The organism is Paenibacillus sp. FSL K6-1566 (assembly GCF_038050475.1).
Lineage (GTDB): Bacteria > Bacillota > Bacilli > Paenibacillales > Paenibacillaceae > Paenibacillus_AQ > Paenibacillus_AQ lactis.
In genome coordinates, this window is sequence record NZ_JBBOSR010000001.1 from 3,685,071 (window position 1) to 3,709,834 (window position 24,764).

Here is a 24,764-nt window from a genome sequence, read left to right on the forward strand (position 1 = left end):
GAATTTCAGGAAGTTTTGTCGAACCCCTTGTAAAAATATTGTTGTATATATTTAATATGTGTTGGGTGGTGATGTGTCAAATAGATGGAAAGCTAATCGCAAAGGAGGGATATGATGACGATACGACACACTCACTCCGATCCCCTTACATGAATGACAAGGAGTGTAACCTATGGCCCGTAATTTCTCGATTATTTGTTTAGCGATCATCTGCTCATTCACTTTATCTACCGGGTTCGCTTTCGCAACGGAATCCAAAGTGCCGGCAGCCAAACCGGAAATCACGAAACATCGCGAGCTTCCAAGCTTCAAGAAGCCAAAGCATCTGGACGCGGCCGATATTTACGACGCCCCCGGCGATGTGAAGCTACTGCTTGGAACTCTACAAGGGATCGTTAACCGTGAGCTTCCCCGCATTTATTTGATCGAGTCCGATGAGGAGGGGAAGACGACCTGGCTGGAGGATCTGGCAGTGCCTTATACGCTCCATGAGGATTACTGGAAAGTATTCGATCTTTATCGCAGCGAGGCAGCCGGCATGATCATTTATGATCCGGACGTCCCGGATACCATCAATGTGGCAACGACGCTGGCTGGTCTCAAGGATGCGGTCGTTGCAAGTCCGGAACTGGCCGAGAAATTGTCCGCCGCACCTTACCATTTGAATGTTCTGGAGGATCTGCGGGGGAAATTCAACAGCCGGATGGAAGCATATAACTGGCAGTATGAGCAGCTGTGGGATCAAACGACGCATCAGATGTTAGTCGGACTCGCACCGGATACTGCGATTCGCATTCCGCCTGGTCTTCCTGAATCCTTCGTTACGATTGCGGAGGAGAAAGAGCAGATCCGTGACGCAAGCAACCGGGATGTATACAGCCTGGACCTTACGCCTTTGCTCGGTAAATCAGCGGTTTATCTTCGCTTCGACGACGCTTTTCCGCAGGACGGCTGGGGACCGGCCATTCACGAAGTAACGGTCAAGGCAGACGGACAGACGATCGCGAGCTTCATTGCAGGCAGTCCCGAAGAAGAGGCCTACCTCTATGATCGGCAAAATTCGAAGTTTTTTGAAGGTCAAGGCGGACACCGCTTTGCTGATAACGGGAACTATTTCGTGTATGAATTTACGCCGCCTGCCGGTACGAAGCAGCTAACCGCAGAGGTGGACATGTGGAACCAATATAAGGTCTCTGCGGGCAACATCAAGCCGCTGTCGGCAGAGCAGCGGGAGCCCTATGCCTACTTGAGGGACTATGCCGTCGCGAATCGAGCGATGGTGTTCTGGCTTGACTCCAATGTACCTGAACAGCTTGCCCTGTTCGAGAAGATCATGTCGGACGTTGAGCCGGGCACGCCTTACCTGGGCTGGTTCAGCAATGACGTGGAAGGTGAGTTCAGCTCCGTGGAAATCGCATCCCGCTACGGCGTCTATGTGCTTGCGGCAGATTGGTTTAGCAACCTGACCGTCTTCTCAGGCACGAAGCCAAAATACGCGCCTGCCAAGAAGTCGCCTCGTCCGGCCCTCGAGAACAAAATCTATGTGACCTATACCTTTACGGAAGGCGATAACTTCCAGTACAACCAGCATCGGATGCGGGTGATGTGGGATGATCCGGCACGGGGTAAGGTGCCGCTCAACTGGACCTCCAGTCCCCTTCTCCACGAAGGCGCGCCTGCTATTCTGAACTACTATCTGAACACCGCAACGGAGAACGACCTGTTGATTGCCGGACCTTCCGGAGCAGGATACTTCTACCCGAATGCATGGCCGGACGCCAGCTTCGGCGAGTTCCTGAAGCAGACTCAGCATTACCTTAAGAAGACCGGGATGACGATCCCTTATGTGCTGAACCGGGTGGATAGCCAAAATGTGCCGCTCACGCCGTTCAAAGCTTCTGCTTATGAGGAAGAATATGATGTTCCGGGTCTCTTTATCAGCTATGAAGATAAGTATGGCGTTGAAATCGTGAATGATAGTCTTCCGGTTTCGACGATTCGCGGCATCAGTACGGCGCAAGACGGCCTGCAGGTCCTTCAAGAGGCTAAAGCGAATTGGGACGGAAAATCGCCGCTGTTCGTCTCCCTCGGTCTGCTCGCCTGGAGCATGACACCGTCCGATGCCGTCAAGTTAACGGAAGCTTTAGGGGAAGAATTCGAAGTCGTCCGTGCAGACCACTATTTCTCCCTGATTCGCGAAAGCTACGGCTTGAAGAAAAGTAAATAAGCCTCAAAAAATCTGCAAACCAGAAGAAGCAGCGGCCTCAAAGCAAGAAAGATAACCGCTGCTTCTTTTTTTCATATCAAGAACTTACCTCGCTCAGACAATGCGGACCTACATCTTGGATTCAAATTATTAATGCAATTAACTACAACTTCAATTCATATCATGAATTTTTTTAATTAATCACATTAATTATCATTAGTTAATGACATTAACTAATATGAGTCCATATCAATTAATAGCATTAATTAAATTAACTCTCCGATTTAACCTCTTGCTAGTTTTAAGAGAGAAACATGGTTCTCCTTCCCATCATTCGTCCTTTGCTCCGTAAACCGTCTCCTTTAATCAAGGTTGCTTCTCTCTCCTTTCCTTGAAAGGCTAGAGGACATGATTGTCCATCGTTTGGATCCGGACAAGGCCACACGGTATACGCTCGATTGTAATGCCCATTATAGGGTTGCCACGATGATCAAGATTATGATTATTTCTTGGGTAATCGCAAAAACTTCATGCATTCGACACAGCCTCTCTCCTACCGCCTGTGCTCCATCTGCGGCCGAAAACCAGTGTTAGCCCAGTGCATGCCTTCGTAGCATTTCCCCAATGTGGTATCGGGGTCCCCGAAAAGTATTCGGCATCCGCTTCAAAGCTTCGCTTCACTTTTTGGGGTGTTCTCGCACTTGTATGACAGTGAGTCTGGCTAGTATTACATAAAATCCGGCCTGATTGGTGAATACTCACTATAATGGATTAGCATGCATTCCTTACAGATGGAGACTTTTTGATGCCTATGAATAAAAAAATTTCCTTAATCAACGTATATTTCATCATGCTCCTCTCACTAGGGATCACCAATCATGTCATCCTGATCCCTCTGATCCTGCAACTCTCCAATCGAGATGCATGGTTCGGTACCTTGTTAACCGCGATTCTGCATGTCGGATGGGTTTATATCGTCTACTACATTATGAAACGGACCGGCCAGCAGTCGATATTCGACTGGTTTAGGGAGCGGTTCGGCAAAATCGGGGGAGGCGTGTTCGCTGCCATTACGGCGCTCTATTTCATGTGGATGTCCATGGTGATATTAAGGGAAACCACGACTTGGGTTCAGGTAACGTATTTGCCTCAAACGCCTAAAATTGTCGTATCCTTGATTATCGTCCTCCTCTGCGCTGTCGTCGCCAATAATGGCATTCGCTCCATAGCCATCATATCCGGCATTCTGCTCCCGATGGTCTGGCTTCTTGGCCATTTCGTTGCAATCTCCAATTTACAATACAAGGACTACTCTTTGCTGACCCCCTTATTTGTCGATGGGGTTGAACCGATGCTGCGCGGCATGATCGTGGCTGCCGGCGGCTTTATGGAACTGTTCGTATTAATCTACTTAACCCATCATATGAAGCGCAGGATGAATTATCTTAGTGTCGCCATTCTGGCTTTACTGTTGGGGGGTCTGACCTTAGGCCCCTTAATGGGGGCTATTGCCGCCTTCGGCCCCATCCCGGCTATGCAATCCAGATATCCTGCATATGAGCAATGGATGCTCGTCACCATTACGAAATACATTACACATGTTGACTTCCTTGCTCTATACCAGTGGATATCCGGTACGTTAATCCGCATCTCGCTCTTCTTTTTTATCATTGCCGAGGGAATAGGCTTCAAAAAAGGAATGCACCGCCGCTGGTTCCTGTTCGCATCCGGGATTGTGCTTTCCGTGTTGACACTCCTTCCGATAATCGATAAACAAATTGAACAATTCGTGTTTGGAAGATACTCGGCAGCCTTCCTTGCCTTTCTCACGATTTTTACGTTGGCTGTTGCGCTCGCCGTGTCATTCAAGCCGAAAACGAAGGTGGAAAATTCCAATGAATCAAAAAAAGCCTCGTAACAAAATGTACCGTCGCAAACTTAAACCCTCTTCCCATACAACGGCTGTGAATCAACCAAAACAATCGGTGACTGACGATATGCCAAATGAACAGGAGCTTCGATCCATGTTTGGAAACTCGGCGGATGTCGTGATCCGCTCCTTTCCGCACAAGCGGGAAGAAACGTTTCCGGTGCTCCTATTATTCAGTGAAGGGATGATTGATACCTCATTAATGACACAATTCGTCATTCCGGATTTGGAATGTAAATTGGTAGACGCCGAATCTTGGGAAAAAATCATAGAAAAACTGGAAAATTCTATGGAGTGGACGAAAATTAAGGCGAAGGAAGAAATGGGGAAGCTGCTGTTTACCGGCCGATTGATCCTGTTTTTCACGAATCAGAGATGCATGTATTCGATTGATATTGCCCAGATTCCGAAGAGGCAGCCAGAGGAATCCAACACGGAAGTGGCTATTAAAGGCGCCAAGGACGGCTTTACGGAGGATCTCAATACCAATATCGCCTTGGTACGCAAAAGATTGCCGACCACCACCTTGCAAAATGAGAAGTTTGTGATCGGTAACCGGACGCAAACCCTTGTATCGCTGCTTTACATCGAGGACATTACCCAGCCGTCTCTTGTCCAAGAAGCCAGAAAACGACTGCAAAATCTCCATGTGGATGCCCTCGTCAGCACAGGGGAGCTGGAAGAAGCTCTTGGTGATTCCTCCTTGGCACTTTTCCCTCTTGTTGATTACATTGGCAGACCGGATTTTGTCGTTCAAAGTTTACTTCGTGGCCGTTTCGTTATTTTAGCGGACGGATCTCCCATGGCGATTATCGGGCCATGTAATCTGTTCGAGCTCCTTAAGTCGCCGGAGGATTCGTACTTTCCCTATCATTTTGTCATCTTTGAACGTTTTCTTCGCCTGGTAGGCCTTTTGATTGCGATTTTGCTTCCGGGATTCTGGATTTCCCTCAGCAGCTACAATTTAGACCAGATTCCCCTCCCTTTGCTGGCAACGGTTACGGTATCCCGCTTCGGACTGCCATTATCCGGGCCTATGGAAATCTTATTGATGCTTGGCATGTTCGAGCTGTTCCGGGAGGCCGGCATCCGTCTGCCGAAGGCCGTTGGGCAGACCATCGCGGTGCTCGGCGGACTTATCATCGGGGACGCGGCAATAAGGGCCGGATTGACATCCCCGACGATGCTGGTTGTATCCGCTACGACGGCAGTAGCCACCTTCACCTTGGTCAACCAGACATTAAGCGGTACGGTCAGCCTAATCCGCTTATACATCTTGATATGGTCGTCCGTTCTCGGCATGCTTGGATTTTTCATCGGCCTGATGAGCGTTATCGTGTATCTATCCGTGCTGGAGTCCTTCGGACTGCCATACCTGGCTCCGATTTCGCCGCTCAAGTTGAAGGATGTCATGAATGCGCTGATCAAATTACCGTGGACCTTTAACAAACGACGGCCGGAAATGCTGCAAACGACCGATTCGACCATACAAGCAAAGGAACGGGAATGAAATGCATGCTCACCGTTATCTATTCAAACTCATCGCTGTCTGCTGTCTTATCCTTCCGTTAACTGGATGCTGGGACATCAAAGAAGTTCAGGACATGAATTATGTCACAGCGATCGGCATCGATTATGAAGATGGTCAGTATGTCGTATATACTCAAATGCTAGACTTTACAACCGTCGCTAAAGCAGAAACCGGAAAATCAGAAAACCCGGCGCAAGTCTGGATCTCCAAAACCAAGGGCAAGACTATTAATTGGGCCGTTGATCAGGTATACAATTCCTCGCAAACACGAACCGTCTGGAGTCATGTTTCAAGTATCGTTATCAGCGATAAGGTCCTGAAATCAGCCATCCTCCCGAAACTCGATTCTATCGGGCGGTACCAGGAGGTCCGGATGACGCCTTGGGTATTCGGCACCAGCCACTCCATTGAAGAGCTCTTTAACACCCGGGCTTTCTTCAACATGTCCCCGTTATTTACCATTCTGCATGAACCAATCGATCAGTTTAACCAAAGGTCGATCATTGCGCCGATCCGCTATTTCGATTTTTTGGCGGACTTAACCGAGCCCGGCTACACGGAAATGCTTCCAAGCTTGTCCATTGATACCGAAACATGGTCCACAATGGACAAACGAGATCCGAAAATGTCAATTAACGGTGGTTTTTCTCTATACGATGAGAAATTAAGCGGCTTTCTTGATATTAAAGATCTCGACGGGCTGCGCTGGATGCAGAAAGAGACCAAACGTTCCCCACTTCTCGTAACCGATGGGGGGATCAAAGGGGTCGTCGTGCTTAAGAACCCAAAAATCAAGACCCAGCTTACCTTCGTCAAGGGTGAGCCGAAATTTCGAATACATGTCCGATTAAACGGGAATGTGGTTGAAGTCAGCGAAGATGTATCCAAGACCGAACTGGAAAAAAGCGCGGCAAACGTAGTAAAGGAAGAGATCCTTGCTACCTTCTACAAAGGAATGGATACGCAATCCGACGTTTACAGTCTAGAGCACCTTGTGTTCAAGCAGAACCCGGCTGCCTGGAAGAGATTGAAGCAGGCCTCCGGCATGAGCACCATCATCAATAAACAGTCCCTCGAATCCGTCATGGTCGATGTACACTTGGAGCACACCGGCATGAAACTGCTCCCCCGCAAAGATTGAGCAAATCCGGTGGATGTGTGGCGCGGAAAATTAACATGATTAACGATCTATTTCTGAGACAAAAATATCAAGATGGCCGCAAGCTTGATCTTGTTTTATCGGTTCTGTTGCCTAGACACGTTTCGCCGGAAAAGCAGACAAACAATGAGCAGAGACAGCAAGAGGCAGCTGATCGCCGGTACGACAAGCCGAAGCAAAGCGGCAACTCCTCCACTCTCCTTTATAAAAGCGATCGATGAAACGGCGAACAGAAGGATAAAGAGACCAGCCCCTACGCACCAAAAAGGCAAAATAGGCCGCAGCGGTTTTCTTTCCTTTGGACTCTTGTACAGGTTATTATGGACCCATCCCAGCGTAAGCAAAAGCCCCGCCAGGGTACTTCCATGCTGTGCCAGCTTATATGCCGGTATTTCCATTGCACCCAGACGGATCACTTTGGTGAGCAAAGAGATGCGATTCACGACCCAGGCGCCTTGATGCGTGAATTGATCCCATAATAGATGGGACCCTACGCCGGCGATTCCTAGCAGAAACACGAACTTCCATCCTCTGAAAGAATCGGGCATGCGCGACGCGTTGCTCCATCGATACGGAAACCACTTAGGTAAGTATGCATTAACAACGGGTCTGACGACCTGTTCAAAAATGATAAAGAGAATCGCGATGACCGGCAAATTAAAGAAAAGAATTCCCCAGCCGTCATGGCTCCATTCCCCTGCCGCACGAAAGCGGACGAAGTATTCGAAATCAGGAGCCATGCAGCCGATGATCAGTGCAGATACCGGAAGATCCTTTCGTTTCCACCAAGGCATTGTAATGACGGGATGTGCAAATGTGAATGGCATAGCGGGCTCCTCTTAACATGAACTCACGAATACTAGATTTTTACTATTCTAGCACGTTTTTTCGACACATTGGGGGCGATATTAATCCAAGCCACATAAAAAGACAGGCAGAAGCCTGTCCGAATGTAACGATATGGAGTCGATCCACATGCACCTATGTTCATTCCTGTAAAGCAGCAAGTCATGAAGTTCCACCGGCTCCAGCACGAAACAGAGCATCAGAGCTTTCTTCCGTGAACCATGCTTTCCCCTAGGACAGAAGCTCACGAGCAAGCAAGCGGTATACCTCCAGCCGTTTCTCCTGCGAATGTGGGATGCTGCAAATCATCGCTTCGTGAAATCCGTAGTGTTCCTGCTCTTCCTGCAATCGTGCTGCGATATCCTTCACCGCGCCAACCAAATGAATCTTCCGTCCTTCTTGAATGGCCATGCGGTCGATTTCGGTCAGCGGCATCTGGTGCGCCTCCTCGGGCGTCATCAACGGGACAATCCGTCCCTTGCTCATCATCAGCCGGAAAATATCCTGCGGAAGCGCTTCGTATTCGGCTTCCTCTGTGGTCTCCGCTGTAGTGACCATATAGGACACACTGATTAATGGCTTCTCCATGAAGACAGAAGGCCGATAATGATTCCGGTACTGGTCAAGAATCTCCCGACTCATGGCTCCGTTAAAAAACTGAGCGAAGGAGTACCCGACACCCATCTCTGCAGCTTTTAGTGCGCTGTTGCCGCTGGAGCCCAGAAGCCAAACCTCGGGCAGGGCAACCTCTGTAGGCGCGGCTGCATTTTTGGCATACAGTTCATTCTCCGGCACCTCATCATTCATCAATTGCATGGTGATCTCCAGCTTGTCGTACATATTATGCAGCATCAGCTGGCGGCCTTCCGATAAAGCGTACATGGCACTGGTGTCGCCACCGGGTGCGCGCCCCACCCCGAAATCGATTCGCCCGGGGGAAAATGCGCTTAATGTCTTGAACACTTCTGCCAGCTTTAGTGGCGAATAATGCATCATCATCACGCCGCCGGTGCCGATGCGGATCCGATCCGTTTTGGCAGCCAAGCGAGCAGCCGTCACCTCTGGTGCAGAACTGGCGAAGGCGTGCCCGCCATGGTGCTCCGCCATCCACATCCGGCTATAACCGAGCTCATCCGCAAGAATAGCAAGCTCCTCGGCTTTCTTCAGCGCTCCTGCCGCTGTATTCCCGCTTGTGACAGGTGCCTGGTCCAGTACGCCTAATTTCATAGGATTCCTTCCCTTCTTCACGATCATATAACCATCTTGTCCTGAATCCATTGTTCCAAGGCGGACACTTTATCCTTAAAGCGTTCGCTGCACATCTCCTCCGCCAAAGAAGCAATCGTCTCCCGCTTCAGGACAGCCTTCCACGAGGATTCGGCTTCTTCCATCAGATCGGAAAGCAAACAACAGCTTTCTTCTTTCTCCAAGTCGAGCATATCCACCAGGATGCCATGGGAGGAATATAACGATTGCTGACCTTCCACCGCCAAGTATACATCGTACACCCGAATATCTTCGGCTTTCTTCTTTAATTTGAAGCCGCCTTTAATGCCTGGAACGGACGTTACAATGTCGGCAGTCACCAGCTTTCTTAGCAGCTTCTGAAAATACGTTGCTGATACACCGAGCTGCTGGCTGATCGCTTCACCAGGGAGCACAGCCTTGTCAGGCAGCATATTAAGCAGTAGAAGCGCATACACCGATTGTTCCACGCCGGTCTTCATATGCATGAACATCACCTCGCTTGGCTGAATTCAGTATGTCTATCTTCCATTCGTAATTCACGACTAACTCGGATAATATATATCCATGTTATATATGGTATCTCATTTTCAATCATTTGTAAATGAATAAGGGATCTTATCCCCTTCCCAAGAAGGGGGTATGAGATTACTGCACATGATCGGCGATTGAATAAGCTATAGAGGAATCGCTCGATGTTAGAATAGAGCAGGCTCATTCATGAGTACATGCAAATGGGCCAGCCGGGGATATCTCCCGACTGGCCCGTTGAACTGGTCATAATGATTTAGCTGAAGCGCTGGAAGTTCATGAGATTAAGTATCTGATGCCGTCAAGCATGCGGTTCGATTTCATCCCATAATCTTTTTAAATTTTCCAGACCTAAACGAGTTCCCTCCCTGCAGTCCTCCATCCCTTCAAATTCAAGTGTAATGAATCCGTCATATCCGGATTCCTTGATCAGCCGAAGAATGCGGCGGACATCCAGGTCCCCTTGACCGAAGATCGCGCCTCGCAAATAATTGCCGTGGGACGTCCGAAACCACCGGCCTCCTCCTGGATCCTGGTCATATGGACGGTAATAAAAATCTTTAACATGAATAAGCGAAGCGTATGGCAAATTGCGTTTCACGCCGACGAGCGGCTGTTCATCGACACACAGAAAGTTGCCGATATCCAAGGTCGTTTTGAAGTTCGGCCGGTCCACTGCCTTGAGCACGCGCTGAACGCGGTCGCTTGCTTGGACGCTTACGCCGTGATTTTCGATCGTCGTCGTAATCCCGTATCGGGCAGCGTAATCCGCGATCTGGCGGCATCCATTCACGATTTGCTCTAAATTATCCTCGACATAATCGATCCCCGTCTTCTCCGGCGGCAGCGTGAAAGCCGTCACATCATGCCGCATGTGCTTTATGCCCAGCCGATGCACCGTATCTACATGGCGTTTGATCCGCTCCACTTCCGCATCGAACGCCTCTTTCGACTCGTGGACAAAGTTTGCCGGCATGGAATAGTTCGACAATTGGATCCCGGCCGCTTCAGCCCGCTTACGTACCGCATCCGTTAGCTCCTCATTGTCCTCCAGCGTAAAACCGTATGGAACAATCTCCATATGCTCCCCGCCGTTGTCGGTGATCCAATCGATAACATCCAGTATCGTCATCTCACCCGAACGGATGGCCGGGAGCAAACTGTACGTGCTGACTCCAACCCTCATGCTAACCCTCCTATTTGGTTCTTCCGTCAAATGCCTGTTGGTAAATCTCCAACAGCCGGGACACATTCATCGCCTCCAGCTGCTGCACGTAGACATCCCAGTCTTTATCGAGGCTTGCATCCCCGATAATGAAGCGCGCCATCATCTCGTCCACATAATCGTTAATCGTCTTGGACAGGTCCGCTGCCTCGGATGCCTGTTCATTACTCAAGAATAATGGAGGTACCGTGCTCACGTCTGTCGGTTTATGCGGCTCGTAATTATTTTTGGTTTCATTGTAAAGAATGACCTCCAGATCATCCTCGCCCTTGGCTACCGCGCTCAATCGAAACTCGTTCGTGCGGAGGCTCGGGCCGGTCTGGATCCACGCTACGTTTTGCACGGTCCCGTACGACTTCAGCTCTGACCAATCGGCGGGCTCCCCGTTGATGCCGATTTCGCCTTCCTTCGCTTCACGCCATTCCTGATCCGGCCGTCCATAGACGCTGCGCAGCGTATGCTCCCGCTCGTACAACCCGTCGGCCCAGCGTAAAGCCAGCTCGGGATGCTTTGCCTTTTTTGTAATGACAAACGCTCCCGGATTCAAGCCGGTTGAATCAAAAGCAGCATAGCGAACACCCCCAGGACCTTTTAATGGAGGAACGGTCTTGTATTCCTTCCATCGTCCGCTTTCGCCAAGAAGCTGGGTGAATACGCCCTGATGACCTCCCGTCGACGCTCCAAGTATGACCGTATCGGGATTCTCGCCGATCTGAATCAACTGGTTGTCATCTTGCGTAAACGACTCCGGCGCGAGCAGCCCTTCGGCATACAGCCTGTTCATAAATCGGAGACCTTCCCTCCATTCCGGCTTGTTGTAGGCGACGTCGAGCTTGCCGTCCTTTACGAATATATGCTTATAATTGGAACTAAAAACCGGATTGTACACGAATGCGTTAAGCAGGAACGCATCGATGGAGGAGCTCCATGATTTCGGCGATATCGATAACGGAATCTCATCGGCCATGCCGTTTCCGTTCGGATCCTGTTCTTTAAACGCTTTCAACACTTCGTAGAATTCCTCCGTCGTTTCCGGCATGTCGAGATTCAACTTTTTAAGCCACGGCTCATAGATCCAGAGCTTCTGACTCATCGAGCAATGATAGCACTCATTCACTTCCGGAAGGGCATAGATATTTCCGTCCAGCGCAGTAATGATCGACTTGATGTTCGGGTTGTCCTCGAACATTTTTTTCGTCTGGGTTCCCTGTTTCTCGATGAGATCATTGAGCGGCAGGAATGCCCCTTGGGACCCGTATATCATTTGCTGCGCGGGCGATATGTTAAGCCCCAGGATCACGTCCGGATAATCCTCGCTGGCGAGCACCAAATTCAGCTTTTCCTGCATGCTTTGCTCGGGGACGATTTCCCATTCAATATGCACATTGGTCTTCTCTTCGTACCATTTCGTAAATTCATTCGTTTCGAAATTTTCAACAAGCGGATTTCCCCGCACCATAACCTTGAGCGTTGTTTTCTCTTTGACCAATGGATAGGTGCCGGGCTCAGTCAATTCGATCTGCTCGGCTGCGCGCTCCTGATCCGGATCAGCTCCCTTGGGATTCGGTGAGCCGGCACATCCTGCAAGAAGGATGCATAATGCGGCGAAAGCGCTCATGATAACCCTTGCTCGTTTGCTCATAAATGACCTACCTCCACAATAGTTGGGATAAACTACCCTTTTAAAGAACCGATCATAACCCCTTTAACGAAAAATTTCTGAACGAACGGATACACAATTAACAATGGAACGGACGTAACCACGATCAGGGAATATTTAAGAAGCTCCCGAAGTCCTTGTCTGGCCGCAGCGGTCTTGGCGTCGCCAAGCATTTCGATGTTGATCTCGTTTTGAACGAGAATATCGCGAAGCACCAGCTGAAGCGGATATAAATCGGAGCTTTTTAAATAGATCATGGCATTGAAGTATTGATTCCAATGACCAACGGCATAGAACAATGCGATGACGGCCAAAATCGGCCCCGATAAGGGCATAACGACACTCCGCAGGAACCTTATATCCGAGCAGCCGTCCAGCTGTGACGCCTCCAGCAGCTCATTCGGGATCGTAGTCTGGAAATACGTTCGCATAATAATGACATTCCAGACGGATAGCGCCCCGGGGATCAGCATGGACCAGACGGTATCCATCATCCCTAGATCTTTGACCAGCAGATACGTTGGGATGAGCCCGCCATTAAACAGCATGGTGAATACAAAGAGGAGCATGAATACGCCCCGGCCTCGAAAATCCTTACGGGACAAGGGATATGCCGCCATAACGGATAAAACCAGATTGATGGCCGTTCCTGCCACCGTATACAGCAGGGTATTCATAAAGCCCTTTGCAACCATGGCATTTTTAAATACGGCCCGGTAGCCTTCGAGGGTTGGCTCCACCGGCCACAGCCATACCTTCCCGGAAATCACCGCGCTGCTGGAACTGAACGAAGCGCTGACCACATAAATTAGCGGATACAGCACCATGATTAGAAATACGGACAACAGGACATAGTTAACGACCGTAAACACACGATCCGAACCGGATTCCCTCATAGCCGATTTACGCATGCCTTCGTCTCCTTTCACCATAAACTCTCCTGCTTCAGCTTCTTGGCCAATTGATTGACGAGGAGCAGCAGGACGAAACCGATCACCGCCTTGAACAAACCGATCGCGGTGGCATAGGAGAAATTCATCGCCTGAGATACCAGACCGACCTTGTACACGTACGTATCAATGACTTCAGAGGAGCGCAAATTCAGCGCGTTCTGCATCAGCAGTATTTTTTCAAAGCCGGTTTCCAGCAGCTGCCCGGTATTCAAAATAAGCAAAATGACGGCAATGGGCATGATTCCCGGTATATCGATATGCCGCATACGCTGGACCTTCGTAGCCCCATCCATGACGGCAGCTTCATGGAGCGCCGGATCGATGCTTGAAAGCGCAGCCAAAAAAATAATGCAGGAAAAGCCGACGTTCTGCCAAATATGCGACCAGACATAGATCGACTGGAACCATGAGGCTTCCGCCATGAAATGGTACGGCCCCAATCCGAACCAGCCTAATATCGAATTGATCAGCCCGGTCCTAGGATCCAAAAATTGCAGCATCAAGCCGACAAGAACGACCAGTGAGATGAAGTAAGGAGCATATGTAACCATCTGAACCGTATTCTTGAACCGGCGGTTCTTCACATAATTCAAGCCGAGCGCAAGCAAGATCGGAAACGGAAAACTGGCGATGAGGGTATACAAGCTAATGGAGAATGTGTTCCTCAGCAGCCGCCAAAATTCATGGGAACGGAAGAAACGCTCGAATTGATCGAAACCTGCCCATGGACTTCCGCTAATCCCCTTCGTGACGCTAAATTCTTTAAAAGCAATTTGAGCCCCATACATCGGTACGTACTTAAAAATGATGATGTACAACAGCGGCGGCAAAAACAGCGCGTAGAGCTGCCAGCTTCGAAGCAGCCTTTTCCAACCAGTCAGCACCAATCACTCCCATCCATATCAGATTTCGTCCCGGTCCGTGATTGGAGTATATACAGATGCGAGTGGTCGGTAAATCTTCATCTTTCAGGCGTTATGCATCCTTTTAGAATTGCCTTTTTGCACGATTCAAGGAATCTTCATTTCTTTAGATCAGCGGCTGAGCCTCCGCGGGAGATTCGCCTATACTCCGTTGCGCTGATTCCATTCGCTCGCTTGAACGCCCTGCTGAACGTATTTAAGGAGAGATATCCTACAGCAGCTGCAATATCGCTAACCGGCCGATCCGTATGAGACAATTGCTGCTTCGCTTCATTCATCCGGAGGTGTTCCACATAATCCGAGAAGTTCCAGCCCGTTTGTTCCTTGAAAAAATAAGAAGCATATGCTTCCGAGGTTTGTGCTTCACGGGCCAGCACCGATAAACTCAAATCGAGTTCCCGAAAGTGCTCCTCGATATAATCAAGCAATAGTTTGGTTAATCGATCATTTCGACTTTTCTTGCTCTCCTCATAATCCATGCATAATTGAATGATCGCACGGCATACGGCATTCATGGCCTGTGAGGGCGATGAATGAGGGTCCAGGGCTTGGTGGACTGCCCCCATCGCTTCCGATCGGCCATGATCCGGTCGCTGGTGCGGACAGCATTTCATCAGGGTTCCGCATAGCTCATGGGCCAGAAGCCGTTCCACTGCAAGCGGCAGCGGACCCTCCCTTCCGTTCTTCTCCTTGATCTGTTCCAGAAGCTGCCGGGTCTCGTTCAGATTGCCGGACTTTACTAGCTGAATCAATCGAAGCTCCTCATCGGCAGGATAGTAATAGGTGAACGTCGCGGGCTCCATATCAGCGTAAAATTGAATGGGACGATGACGGTTCCACTCAGCATGGTGGAGGACAAATTGTGCTTCTCCGAACGATCGGTAGAGCTCCGTCACTTGGGATCGACTCCCTCCCACCGCAATACATAATCCCGTGTCCGCTATTTCGATCAGTCGCTCATATACTTCCTGAATCCATGATCTTAAGGATGGCTCAAAGCCGGAACTGGCGGCATCCCCGGCCGAACCGGCAAATACCAAAGCCAAACGGTTCTCCCCAAGGTCATGCGACAAAATCGTTTCTCCGTACAACGCATGTAGGCAGTCCTGCAGCTTATTTTTATAATGTCAAGCTCCTTAAGCATGTCTTTCACAAACGGACCTTCATAACCTCGGATTCGTATCATTGCAACCGCGTATTGAGATCCGCGAAGATTAAGCTGGGAATGCTCCATTGCCGCATCGATTTCCCTGTGCGATGGATAGCCTCCCTTCAAAAGCCTGTCCATGAACACGCTGCGCAAAAGCGGAATCTGCTCAGCAAGCCTTTTCTTCAGAGAATCATGGTTCTCGATTAGCGCCGACACCGTGTAGCCGATAAATTCAACGGAATGTTTGGACGAAGACCTCTTGGAATCTGAGGGAGGTTTCGGTAAGAGGCGCAATATACGCAGAATCGGCCTGCTGCTCCGGTCAGCGAAATAAACGGCCAACGCGAGCCCAAGCAGCAACGCTGACAAGAATACGGCCATCGTCACCCGTTTGATTTCGTAAACCTTCTCTAACACGAGCTGCTTAGGCTGCGCCGATACAAAACTCCAGCCACTGAGTGGGGAGACGGCTCTGGTGACTAACATTTCCTGACCCGTCAGCCGAATGTGGGCATCCCCCTCATCCAAGGGAAGCGCTTTCAATATTTCCGGCCTTTGATCCAGCCCGATTGAGCTGATGATATTCCCGTTCGGGTCCGCAATATACGCGAATCCGCCTTGTCCTGGCGTGAGCTTTCGCAGCATATTTTGAATCTGCTTGTTGTCAAGCATCACGGCGATAACTCCACCACCACCCTTCAATCCAAAAGACTGCATGTAGGTGACCACGGAATACGTTTTTCGTTCATACATGATGCTCCTCTCCGGCAAGTACGTCTTATAATGGTATTCGCCGAACAATTGATGTCTCCAATCCTCATACTTCATCCCCTCATAATGCAGCTGCAGGTTGTAGTATTGCTTGTCAGCGTATACCTTTCGCGGAGAGAGGATCATGCCGCTGTTCTTGTAAGCAACGTAATAATCCACGATAAAATGGTTCACCAGCCGGTAATTGAACAAGCTTTTCTCTAAATCCCACAGCTGATATGGACGGGTTCCGCCAAACGGCTCGTTCACAAATTGAAACGACTGAATTTTTGATTCGCTTGACAACTGCCTTGCAATCGTCTCGATCTCGGCGAGACGTCCGTCAAACGCTTCCTGGATTTGGTTCAGTGCTGCCAAAGTGCTTTTGACCGATTCGTTCTCGACCACGGCCGAGGTTTTGCCATATGCGAACCACAAGGCCCATAAAGACCCTAGCAGAATCAATGCATACGGAATAAAGAAGCGAAACAGCAGCGCTGCATGATCTCCGGAAACGTTTCTCATCACGATGCTCCCCTTTCCTTTAAAGATATCATCAATATAGCAAAGGAAAAGCGCCGAGTCAGTAGACCAAAAGACCGTGACTTAACCCTGCCTGGCTGATGCGCAAATGGGTTCGGTGTTGAGCAATTGGCTTCGGCAAGAATGAAAGCGAGCTTGCTCGGACTCGTAATATAATTTACATAACATACATTATGTTAACTTTATCCCTAGTCTATCTAAATTCCTAAAAAAGTAAATTCATTAACCGGCTGTTAGAACGATTCCTCTTTCGCATAATAACATGTCAATTATTGACGTGTTATTATGATAAGTTAGTTTTTGCAAGGGAGAACTCATTTATTGGAGGGGTAGTCATGAATAAACATTTGAATACAATGAGGGCTGCAGTGCTTCATCGGTTTGGCGGGCCAGATGAACTGATCCATCAGGAGGTTGATGTGCCCACGATCGGTCCTGAAGATGTATTGATTGGAGTTGCTTATGCCGGTCTTGGAGAGTGGGATGCCTTCGAACGACAAGGCGGATATGCAGAAATGCTGAACCTGGAATCAGAATTCCCTTATATTCTCGGTTCCGAAGGTTCAGGAATCGTGATTGCACGTGGGGAGAAGGTGACTAATGTTGACTTGGGAGATCAGGTATATGCACCTGCCTTTCTGAATCCTAATGGCGGCTTCTATGCGGAATATGCAGCCGTCAATGCTAAGTATGTGTCCCGAATTCCGGATGAATTAACCATGCAGGAAGCGGCAGTTATTTCCGGAGTCGGAATTACCGCATTGCGCGGGCTGGAGGATGTATTGCAACTTCGAGACGGGGAGTCTATTCTCATCTTCGGCGCCAGCGGCGGGGTTGGACATATCGCCGTGCAGTTGGCGAAGGCTATGGGAGTCCGTGTATTCGCGGTTGCTTCGGGTGAAGACGGAGTTGCCGTGCTCAAGAAACTTGGCTGCGATGCTATTGTAAACGGCAAAGATATGGATATCTCTTCGATGGCAAGGAAATTTGCGCCGTCTGGATTCGATGCAGCTATGTTTACCGCGGGGGGAGATGCGGCTAATGCTGCCGTCAACTGTCTCCGTAAAGGCGGACGACTCGTATACCCTCACGGGATACGCCCTGAATTACGGATACCCGCTGGAATCAGAGCTGCTGGATACAACGGGGAACCCGATCCCGAGATTATTGCCCGTCTTCATCGATATATCTCACAGTATAAGTTAACCGTTCATATCGATCATATTTTTGAACTAGAGGACGCCAATAAGGCACATGCTGCCCTACAAAAACATTATGTCGGGAAAATTTGTCTAAAAGTGAACCCCTAACGAACCAGGATTAGAAACCTTCAAGAACTCGACGGGTGATGCCTGATTCGGTTTTTCGTGGATTAACCGATTCACAATCGGGTTAAACTTGGAGTAGATGTGGTCACCTAATCTCTAAATCTACCGAGCATACCAATTGCGAATGAGGGAAAACGAGAATGAAACCAAACGAATCTGCTAGTGATCATCGGAAGGAACGCGAAAAATACGCTTCGCGCAATTTGTGGACAGGAATCCTGTTTGGACTGGGGCTGGTCGCTTTTATCGACGAGGTTGTATTTCACCAGCTGCTGCACTGGCATCATTTTTATGACAAATCGACCAAGGATATCGGTCTCGTATCGGATGGTTTATTCCATGCGTTCAGCTGGTTTTCGACCATTGCCTCTTCCTTTATGCTGGCCGATCTTCATCGGCGGCACGCCTTTTGGCTAATAAAATGGCTGGGAGGTATTCTGCTTGGCGGCGGCGTATTCCAGCTCTACGACGGCATCATCCAGCATAAGCTGATGCGTCTGCATCAGATTCGCTATAACGTCGATATCCGCCCTTATGACTGGGTGTGGAATGTGATAGCTGCGTTGATGATCGTGGCCGGTCTGGTTCTAATTTTCCGCACGCGTCATGCCCGCACATATAAGGAAGGAGCTGAATCATGATGGTCCATTATCTTTACAGCGATACGGGAGCATTTAGCGATCATCATGAACATGGAGCACATTCGGATGCGTATAGTTTCAGCTTTGGAGGAGATTGGGCGGGGCTTCTTCTTCTCTTGTTATGCATCGGTGTATATGTTGCTGCCGCTCTCACTACCCATCGCCATCACCGGTCATGGCCGCTGCATCGGTATTTAAGCTGGACCGCCGGCATTTTATGTGTCATGCTCTCGGTCGCGGGTCCACTCGCCCGGAACTCTCATCAATCTTTCCAAAACCATATGCTGGTTCATCTGTTGCTCGGCATGCTGGCCCCCATATTGATTGCGTATGCAAAACCTGTAACGCTCCTGCTTCGCGCATTGCCGGTTCCGTCTGCACGAAAGTTATCACGCTTGCTCAGAAGCAAAGCGGTGCATATGATCGTCCACCCTTGGGTTGCAGCAATATGGAATATAGGCGGTATGTGGCTTCTTTATATGACAGATCTTTTTCAACTGACGCATCAATACCGGCTGTTGTACGCGATCTTCCATTTCCATTTGTTCGCAGCGGGGTATCTGTTCACGATTTCCATCCTCTATATCGATCTGACTTCACGGCGCCATAGCTTCCGGAACAGGGCGATTACTTTAATACTCGCAGCTGCTGGCCACTCAATCCTGTCGAAAGCCATCTATGCCTATCCGCCGGTCGGGGTGCCCCGTGAAGCGGCTGAGCAGGGCGGCATGCTTATGTATTATGGGGGTGGAGCCGTCGAGCTTGTCCTGATGTTCGCATTATGCGCCCACTGGTTCAAGTCCGTTTCTCCATCCCCACGTTCCAAGAAGGTCCTCCATCGTTCCGGCATCTCTTAATCCCGGCTTACCGGATCGTGATCATGGGGTTCATCCTTCGTTTCTTCCGGTAAACGCCTCGACATGCTCGGAACCTCCCTTGGCTTATATTCAATGAACTCGGAAGAATAAACCGACACGGTCATCTTTCCTCCGCCGGAAAAGGCGCGGATCAGGATGGGCTCGTTGTACGCGTTCTCGAACACAAAGTCCGGGCCTCCCCAGCTCACCGTTGCATCCCGCCCGGGAGGCACATAAGGCACGTTGCGGCTGTGAGAATAACGCTTTACGATTTTTAGACCGGCCCGATCGATCGCATTAAACAAGGTAGAGGACACCTGGCATATTCCTCCGCCCACCCCTTCCGATAATTCTCCCCGAACGATAACCGGTGCAGGCAAATAGCCCCGGCTCGGCGTCCTGATCCCGACAACCTTGTTGAACGAGAAGACTTCGCCTGGAAAGACGACGAAGCTGTCAATCGCTTTGGACGCGAGATTGATATTATGGGTACGGTTCCTATTGCGGGAATTATAATAAGTCACATAATACCCGATCGGCTTGACGCGGATGGAGGCCAGAACTTCGCTGTCCACCTTGGGGTAAATCGGAAGTCTGGGCGCTTCGATTGTCGCAGGCCCAGTGCCATAACGATATGCCTGATACTGCTCCAGCAATTTTCCACGGTGAAGCCTGTAGCCGTTCTGTCCCGGGATAATTTGTCCGTTGCTGCCGATCCTCGCGTTCTGTGCCTCATGATAGATTTTCTGGTCTACTTGTTCGACCCACGCCTCGTACTTCTCCATGTCCATCAGCGGAAACACGTCTAGAGCGTGCTCTTCCCGATTGACAGTCGATATCACATTCCCGTCATTCGTAATCGTCAATTGACCTGTATCCTGGCCGCTCTGCAGCAGCAGCAAAATCGCAGCAATCGATATCCATTTCAAGATTCATCCCACGCGCTTCTTATCAAGTTCCTCATCCTTCCTGCATCTCCTTGGCATGCATCCGTTAATCTTTCTTCACCTATGTATTATGAATGCAATGCTGCCAATTCATTCAGATACCGGAAGTTCCAAAGATCTCCTTTAAGGTATTGGGAATGTGAGGGTGAACACCGTTCCGACATTCAGCTGACTATGCACCATGATCTTTCCCCCATGATCCTCCACGATTTTTTGACAGAGCGACAACCCCAAACCCGTACCCTCCTCCTTGGTCGTATAGAATGGATCGAAGATTTTGGGGAGGTCTTCCTCTGCGATGCCCTTCCCCGTGTCCTCCACCTCGATGATCGCCTTACCGCCTGCTGTGAGCATCGAGAGCTTCACCACGCCTGCCTGATCCATGGCTTGAAAGGAATTTCGGATCAGATTGATCAGAACTTGAATGATTTTGTCGCGGTCCATCCGAATTAGGATGGCTTGATCCGGCAGATCCATCGTCAACACATGGCCGTGTGAAACCGCCTCCGATTCACATAAGGAGAATACGCGTGTCAGGCAATCGGTCATCGATTCAACCTTGATATTACTTGCATGGGGCTTGGAAAAATGCAGGAACTCCGCCGTCAATTCCCCCACTCTTGTAATCTCGCCCATAATCACTTCATACCAAGGCTGTATATTATAATTCTGCGTTTTGGACAGCTGAATGAATCCCTTAATGGAGGTTAGCGGATTCCGAATTTCGTGAGCCATGCCGGCAGCAAGTTCCCCGACCGTCTTCATCTTCTCGGTTCGAAGCAGCTCCTCTTGGCTTCTTAACCAGGAGTTTCGCCGCATTTGAAAAACGCGTTCCTCCGCCTTGCTCACCAATTCTTGAAATGTCTTCGCTTCGTGAGGGTAGCATGTGATGCTATAGGTTACCTTGATTCCGATGTGATCAAATTTAAACAGACTTCTGTCAATTTGGACATGTTCTGGCAGCAGAATCGCGAAGCGGTCACCCGCGTAACGAGAAGCTGCGAGCATGTTCCCGGCAAACAGGGTGCGAATCGCTCGGGAGAGGCTAATTAGAATTTCATTCGCGGTTGCGATATCCTGGGCATTCAACGATTGAAAATTGTTGATGTCAAGAAGGACGAGCTGGAAGGGCTTCTTCGCCTCAATGGTATGCTGAACCTTGTGCAAATAGCCGTCATAATTCAAGAGGCCGGTAAGGGGGTCATGGAAGATCAGATAATCGTTATGCATATGCAGCTGTTTCTTCTCGGACTCCAGTGAGTTAACCAAATGGAAGGATATGACGATCACAAACAACGCAAGCCCGTCAAAGATGGAGACGAGCAGGTTATATTGGGTAAAAGGCATATAGGACAAGCGAATCGCGGAATATTGAATAAGCATCAAAAGGCAAATCGGGATCATTTCCTTGAAATGCTTCTTCTTATGGATCAAATTAATCATCAGGATGTAATACAGCAGAATACACCAGTTCAATTGGGTTGCTAGGTGAAAGGCGCCGAGAAACAAGGGCTGCATGAATCGGAGCCATTTCAATTTTCGATCGAATATAACCGAGCCGTATAGAAGAACCGCCATCGTGACCATCCATCCAATCCGATCCGAGAGGTCCATCAGAACGGAAGACAGGATAATCAATAGAGTGATGATAGGAATAAATAGGAGCTTAAGAACAACAATAAGCGGCACGACGATCACTCCTAAAACACGATGTACTTGACAAATAAATGTGGATAAAGAAGCACGACGATCCGAAGGAAACTATCACCAAATATGGTACAACAATAAATCACATCTGAACAGCAAAAAAAAGGGCCTTATTTCCCCTTGCACGAAAAAACGCAGCCGAATGACTGCGTTGATTCAAGACTTCAAGCCTCTTCATAAACTATAGAAACCAGCTGCCTTGTTGCAGGATGATACCGAACGGTTACATACACCCCGAATTCCCGATTCCCTTTTCGAAGCCACAGCTTGAATTTCTCTTCAGCCAAGTCACGGGATAAGGTTTTACGCCCCATATAAAGATAATCCACCACATCCATTCCGTATTTCTTGCCGGTTTCCTTGATGGCAACGGCTCCCCACTGGGCATATGCGGGATCCGTTCGCTTTACGTAACGAATATGCGATTTCGCTATCGAGGTTAAATGCTTTTCTTCAATCTTCGACTCAGGCCGATATGAGCTGCTCAAAAGATACTGCCATTTCCCTTTTGTGTATGTCAGTAGTTGAAGGGAACGATCAGGGCCTTGATAGTAACGCCCCAGCGTATCTTCATCAATTGGAACCTCAGTGAAAGGCAAATACGCAAGCTTCGGACCGTGACCTGCAGGATAAACCTCCAAATGGTACTCGTTCTCCGGCTTCGACGAATGAATGTATTGGATATCAAGATGCGGTTCCACGCTGCCGGTATCCATACATTGGCCAAACAAGTGCGTGAATTCAACCGGAGGCAGCTCGATCGGCAGCGGGATTCGGCCTGCTCCAAAATGCTCCTGGCAAGAATTCACCGCATCCACGATACTATGTGCTCCCGATTCCAGCATCTGGTACTGAAATTGCTGCAGGTCTTCTGAGTCCGTCCCGCCACCCGGCTCTAAACTGAGCAGCAGCATTCCGGCCAATATCACTCGATCTAGCATTTCTGCTCTCCCCTCCATGACAAATAGGATCCCTAAAGCATCCGCATGTGCCTAACATTCCCGTCAAACAGCATCTTATACAAGATCATGGTCTCTCTTGGATAAAAAACGGTCCGGGTACGCAAACTGTGAACAGAATGTGTATAAAAGATGCGGAGGCGAAAGATCCAATGGGGAAATGGAAGGGAATGCTGAATTCGATATTCATTGAGGATCCTCTGACATCGGACATTGATTCGGAGAAAGATTTAGATTCGCCAAGTAAGCTTCAAGCTGAAGAGGAGCAGCCGCCTGTTACCCTTAGTCATATCCTTGATCAGTTCGACGAATCGGCGGATTTCGTCCATAACGTTTACCATGAGGAACGGATGCATGTATTGTACTTCAGCCACATGGTGAATGAAGACCGCTTGGAGCGAGATTTCTTGCCGCTGCTGGTTCAATCGGAGAATCCGCTGCAGCTCCTTGAGACGCAGTCGATATACAAGCTTGTGACTGTATCGAAGCAGTGCGTGGAAGGAATCTTATCCGGCATGGCTGCCATTATCTATGATCAAAAAGCCTTCTTGCTCGATGTTATCTTCCCAGCCTCCCGAACCGTTGCGGAATCGGAGACGGAAACGGTAATCATCGGCCCTCACGAAGCATTTACCGAGCAGGCTTACACCAACTTGTCTTTGATTCGCAAGAGAGTCCAGAGCTCCCATTTAAAGGTGATCCAGCTGGCCGTCGGCGAAGTCACCAAATCCGATGTCTATGTTCTCTATATTAAAGACATCGCTAATCCCAAATATGTCAAGGATGTGATCGAGCGCATCCAGGATGTCGAAATTGACGCGATTCATGATACCAACATGCTGATCCAGTGCATCGACGACCACCCCCGTTCGGTGTTCTCGCAGTTCCTTACCACGGAGCGTCCGGACACCATCGCATCCAAGCTCGTTTCGGGACGCGTTGTATGCCTGATGGACGGAAGCCCGACCGCTTTCAGCGCACCGTCCAGCTTCTTCGAATTCTTCTCCTCCTCCGATGATTATTATCAACGCTGGAGCATCGGAACGGCCACGCTGCTTCTCCGGTTTCAGGCACTTATCATAACGCTTGTATTGACGGCGCTCTATGTTTCGGTCACTTCGTTCCACTACGAAATGATCCCGGAGAATTTAATCCTCACCTTGACCGAGTCCAGAAGCAAAGTGCCGTTTCCGCCGATCTTCGAAGCTTTATTAATGGAAACGACAATTGAGTTATTAAGGGAAGCCGGGGCAAGACTGCCGACTAAGATCGGCCAGACCATCGGCATCGTAGGCGGTATCGTTATCGGACAGGCCGCCGTGCAAGCCGGTCTGACCAGCAACATTCTCATTATTGCAGTCGCTTCGTCCGCAATAGCTTCCTTCGTTATCCCCAATTACGTGATGAGCGCCTCCTTCCGGCTCCTCCGGTTTCTGTTAATCATTTTAGCCGGATTGTGGGGAAACCTGGGATTGGCGATTGGCATGGCTTGGATCGTAATCCATCTCAGCGGATTAACGAGCATCGGAACGTCCTATTTGTCGCCGGTTGCTCCCTTCGAGCCCTACGACTGGAGGGACGTCTTTTTGAGAGCGCCCTTTAGCATGCTTGGCAGACGCCCGTCGCAGGCGAGATCCAAGAATAAGATCAAATTAAAAATGAGAAGGTGACGC

Annotated in this window: 20 protein-coding genes; 8 read left to right on the top strand and 12 right to left on the bottom strand. The window is 49.4% G+C overall.

Annotation, left to right across the window (positions count from 1 at the left end):
- The first annotated feature begins 172 nt into the window (after window positions 1-172).
- The 4 genes from NST08_RS16160 to NST08_RS16175 all read left to right on the top strand — a co-directional run bounded on the left by NST08_RS16160 (window position 173) and on the right by NST08_RS16175 (window position 6,808).
- Window positions 173-2,227 carry a GxGYxYP domain-containing protein gene (locus tag NST08_RS16160; protein WP_251534883.1) on the top strand — a complete coding sequence of 685 codons (2,055 nt, stop codon included), beginning with the start codon at window positions 173-175 and terminating at the stop codon, window positions 2,225-2,227.
- Between the two features lie 784 nt (window positions 2,228-3,011).
- A complete protein-coding gene (locus NST08_RS16165; protein ID WP_251534885.1) occupies window positions 3,012-4,124 on the top strand; it encodes a GerAB/ArcD/ProY family transporter in 1,113 nt (370 codons plus the stop codon).
- Between the two features lie 106 nt (window positions 4,125-4,230).
- Window positions 4,231-5,646, top strand: a complete 1,416-nt coding sequence (locus tag NST08_RS16170) for a spore germination protein (RefSeq protein WP_251534887.1) — start codon at window positions 4,231-4,233, stop codon at window positions 5,644-5,646.
- 1 nt (window position 5,647) lies between these two features.
- Complete coding sequence (locus NST08_RS16175; RefSeq protein WP_251534888.1) at window positions 5,648-6,808, top strand: Ger(x)C family spore germination protein; 1,161 nt, start codon at window positions 5,648-5,650, stop codon at window positions 6,806-6,808.
- Window positions 6,809-6,903: 95 nt separating this feature from the next.
- Here the strand turns inward: NST08_RS16175 and NST08_RS16180 are convergent, their stop codons facing one another.
- The 9 genes from NST08_RS16180 to NST08_RS16220 form a co-directional block, all read right to left on the bottom strand.
- Window positions 6,904-7,653 (bottom strand): DUF4184 family protein, encoded by a 750-nt coding sequence (locus tag NST08_RS16180; RefSeq protein ID WP_251534891.1) that lies wholly within the window; start codon window positions 7,651-7,653, stop codon window positions 6,904-6,906.
- Window positions 7,654-7,903: 250 nt separating this feature from the next.
- Window positions 7,904-8,899: an MsnO8 family LLM class oxidoreductase gene (locus NST08_RS16185; protein WP_251534893.1), complete on the bottom strand. Its 996-nt coding sequence runs from the start codon at window positions 8,897-8,899 to the stop codon at window positions 7,904-7,906.
- 23 nt (window positions 8,900-8,922) lie between these two features.
- Window positions 8,923-9,405: an RrF2 family transcriptional regulator gene (locus NST08_RS16190; RefSeq protein WP_251534895.1), complete on the bottom strand. Its 483-nt coding sequence runs from the start codon at window positions 9,403-9,405 to the stop codon at window positions 8,923-8,925.
- Between the two features lie 344 nt (window positions 9,406-9,749).
- Window positions 9,750-10,634, bottom strand: a complete 885-nt coding sequence (locus tag NST08_RS16195) for a sugar phosphate isomerase/epimerase family protein (RefSeq protein ID WP_251534897.1) — start codon at window positions 10,632-10,634, stop codon at window positions 9,750-9,752.
- 10 nt (window positions 10,635-10,644) lie between these two features.
- Window positions 10,645-12,315, bottom strand: coding sequence for an ABC transporter substrate-binding protein (locus NST08_RS16200; protein WP_251534899.1), 1,671 nt, complete (start codon window positions 12,313-12,315; stop codon window positions 10,645-10,647).
- 32 nt (window positions 12,316-12,347) lie between these two features.
- Window positions 12,348-13,244 carry a carbohydrate ABC transporter permease gene (locus NST08_RS16205; RefSeq protein ID WP_040739661.1) on the bottom strand — a complete coding sequence of 299 codons (897 nt, stop codon included), beginning with the start codon at window positions 13,242-13,244 and terminating at the stop codon, window positions 12,348-12,350.
- Window positions 13,245-13,258: 14 nt separating this feature from the next.
- Window positions 13,259-14,170 (bottom strand): ABC transporter permease, encoded by a 912-nt coding sequence (locus NST08_RS16210; RefSeq protein ID WP_251534901.1) that lies wholly within the window; start codon window positions 14,168-14,170, stop codon window positions 13,259-13,261.
- Window positions 14,171-14,307: 137 nt separating this feature from the next.
- Complete coding sequence (locus NST08_RS16215) at window positions 14,308-15,255, bottom strand: helix-turn-helix domain-containing protein (protein ID WP_251534903.1); 948 nt, start codon at window positions 15,253-15,255, stop codon at window positions 14,308-14,310.
- Entirely contained in the window at window positions 15,192-16,634 is a 1,443-nt protein-coding gene (locus tag NST08_RS16220; RefSeq protein WP_251534905.1) for a cache domain-containing protein, read from the bottom strand. The genes NST08_RS16215 and NST08_RS16220 overlap by 64 nt, the downstream gene beginning before the upstream one ends.
- Before the next feature lie 353 nt (window positions 16,635-16,987).
- Here NST08_RS16220 and NST08_RS16225 point away from each other — a divergent pair, with 353 nt between their 5' ends.
- From NST08_RS16225 to NST08_RS16235, 3 genes are all read left to right on the top strand, one after another.
- The gene (locus NST08_RS16225; RefSeq protein WP_341341987.1) at window positions 16,988-17,962 is read left to right on the top strand and encodes a quinone oxidoreductase family protein; all 975 of its coding nucleotides are present in this window, start codon (window positions 16,988-16,990) and stop codon (window positions 17,960-17,962) included.
- Between the two features lie 158 nt (window positions 17,963-18,120).
- A complete protein-coding gene (locus NST08_RS16230) occupies window positions 18,121-18,621 on the top strand; it encodes a DUF2243 domain-containing protein (protein WP_251534910.1) in 501 nt (166 codons plus the stop codon).
- Window positions 18,618-19,478 carry a cytochrome c oxidase assembly protein gene (locus NST08_RS16235; protein WP_251534912.1) on the top strand — a complete coding sequence of 287 codons (861 nt, stop codon included), beginning with the start codon at window positions 18,618-18,620 and terminating at the stop codon, window positions 19,476-19,478. Before NST08_RS16230 ends, NST08_RS16235 begins: the two co-directional genes overlap by 4 nt.
- Here the strand turns inward: NST08_RS16235 and NST08_RS16240 are convergent.
- The 3 genes from NST08_RS16240 to NST08_RS16250 form a co-directional block, all read right to left on the bottom strand.
- On the bottom strand, window positions 19,475-20,407 hold the full coding sequence (locus tag NST08_RS16240) for a VanW family protein (RefSeq protein WP_251534914.1): 933 nt from the start codon (window positions 20,405-20,407) through the stop codon (window positions 19,475-19,477). The two genes, NST08_RS16235 and NST08_RS16240, sit on opposite strands and share 4 nt — an antisense overlap.
- 141 nt (window positions 20,408-20,548) lie before the next feature.
- Complete coding sequence (locus tag NST08_RS16245; RefSeq protein WP_251534916.1) at window positions 20,549-22,114, bottom strand: ATP-binding protein; 1,566 nt, start codon at window positions 22,112-22,114, stop codon at window positions 20,549-20,551.
- Between the two features lie 182 nt (window positions 22,115-22,296).
- Window positions 22,297-23,073: a DUF3889 domain-containing protein gene (locus NST08_RS16250; RefSeq protein ID WP_007131375.1), complete on the bottom strand. Its 777-nt coding sequence runs from the start codon at window positions 23,071-23,073 to the stop codon at window positions 22,297-22,299.
- A 170-nt stretch (window positions 23,074-23,243) separates the two neighbouring features.
- On the opposite strand from NST08_RS16250, the gene NST08_RS16255 reads away from it, so the two are divergent.
- The gene (locus tag NST08_RS16255) at window positions 23,244-24,761 is read left to right on the top strand and encodes a spore germination protein (RefSeq protein ID WP_007131374.1); all 1,518 of its coding nucleotides are present in this window, start codon (window positions 23,244-23,246) and stop codon (window positions 24,759-24,761) included.
- The last annotated feature ends 3 nt before the right edge of the window (window positions 24,762-24,764 follow it).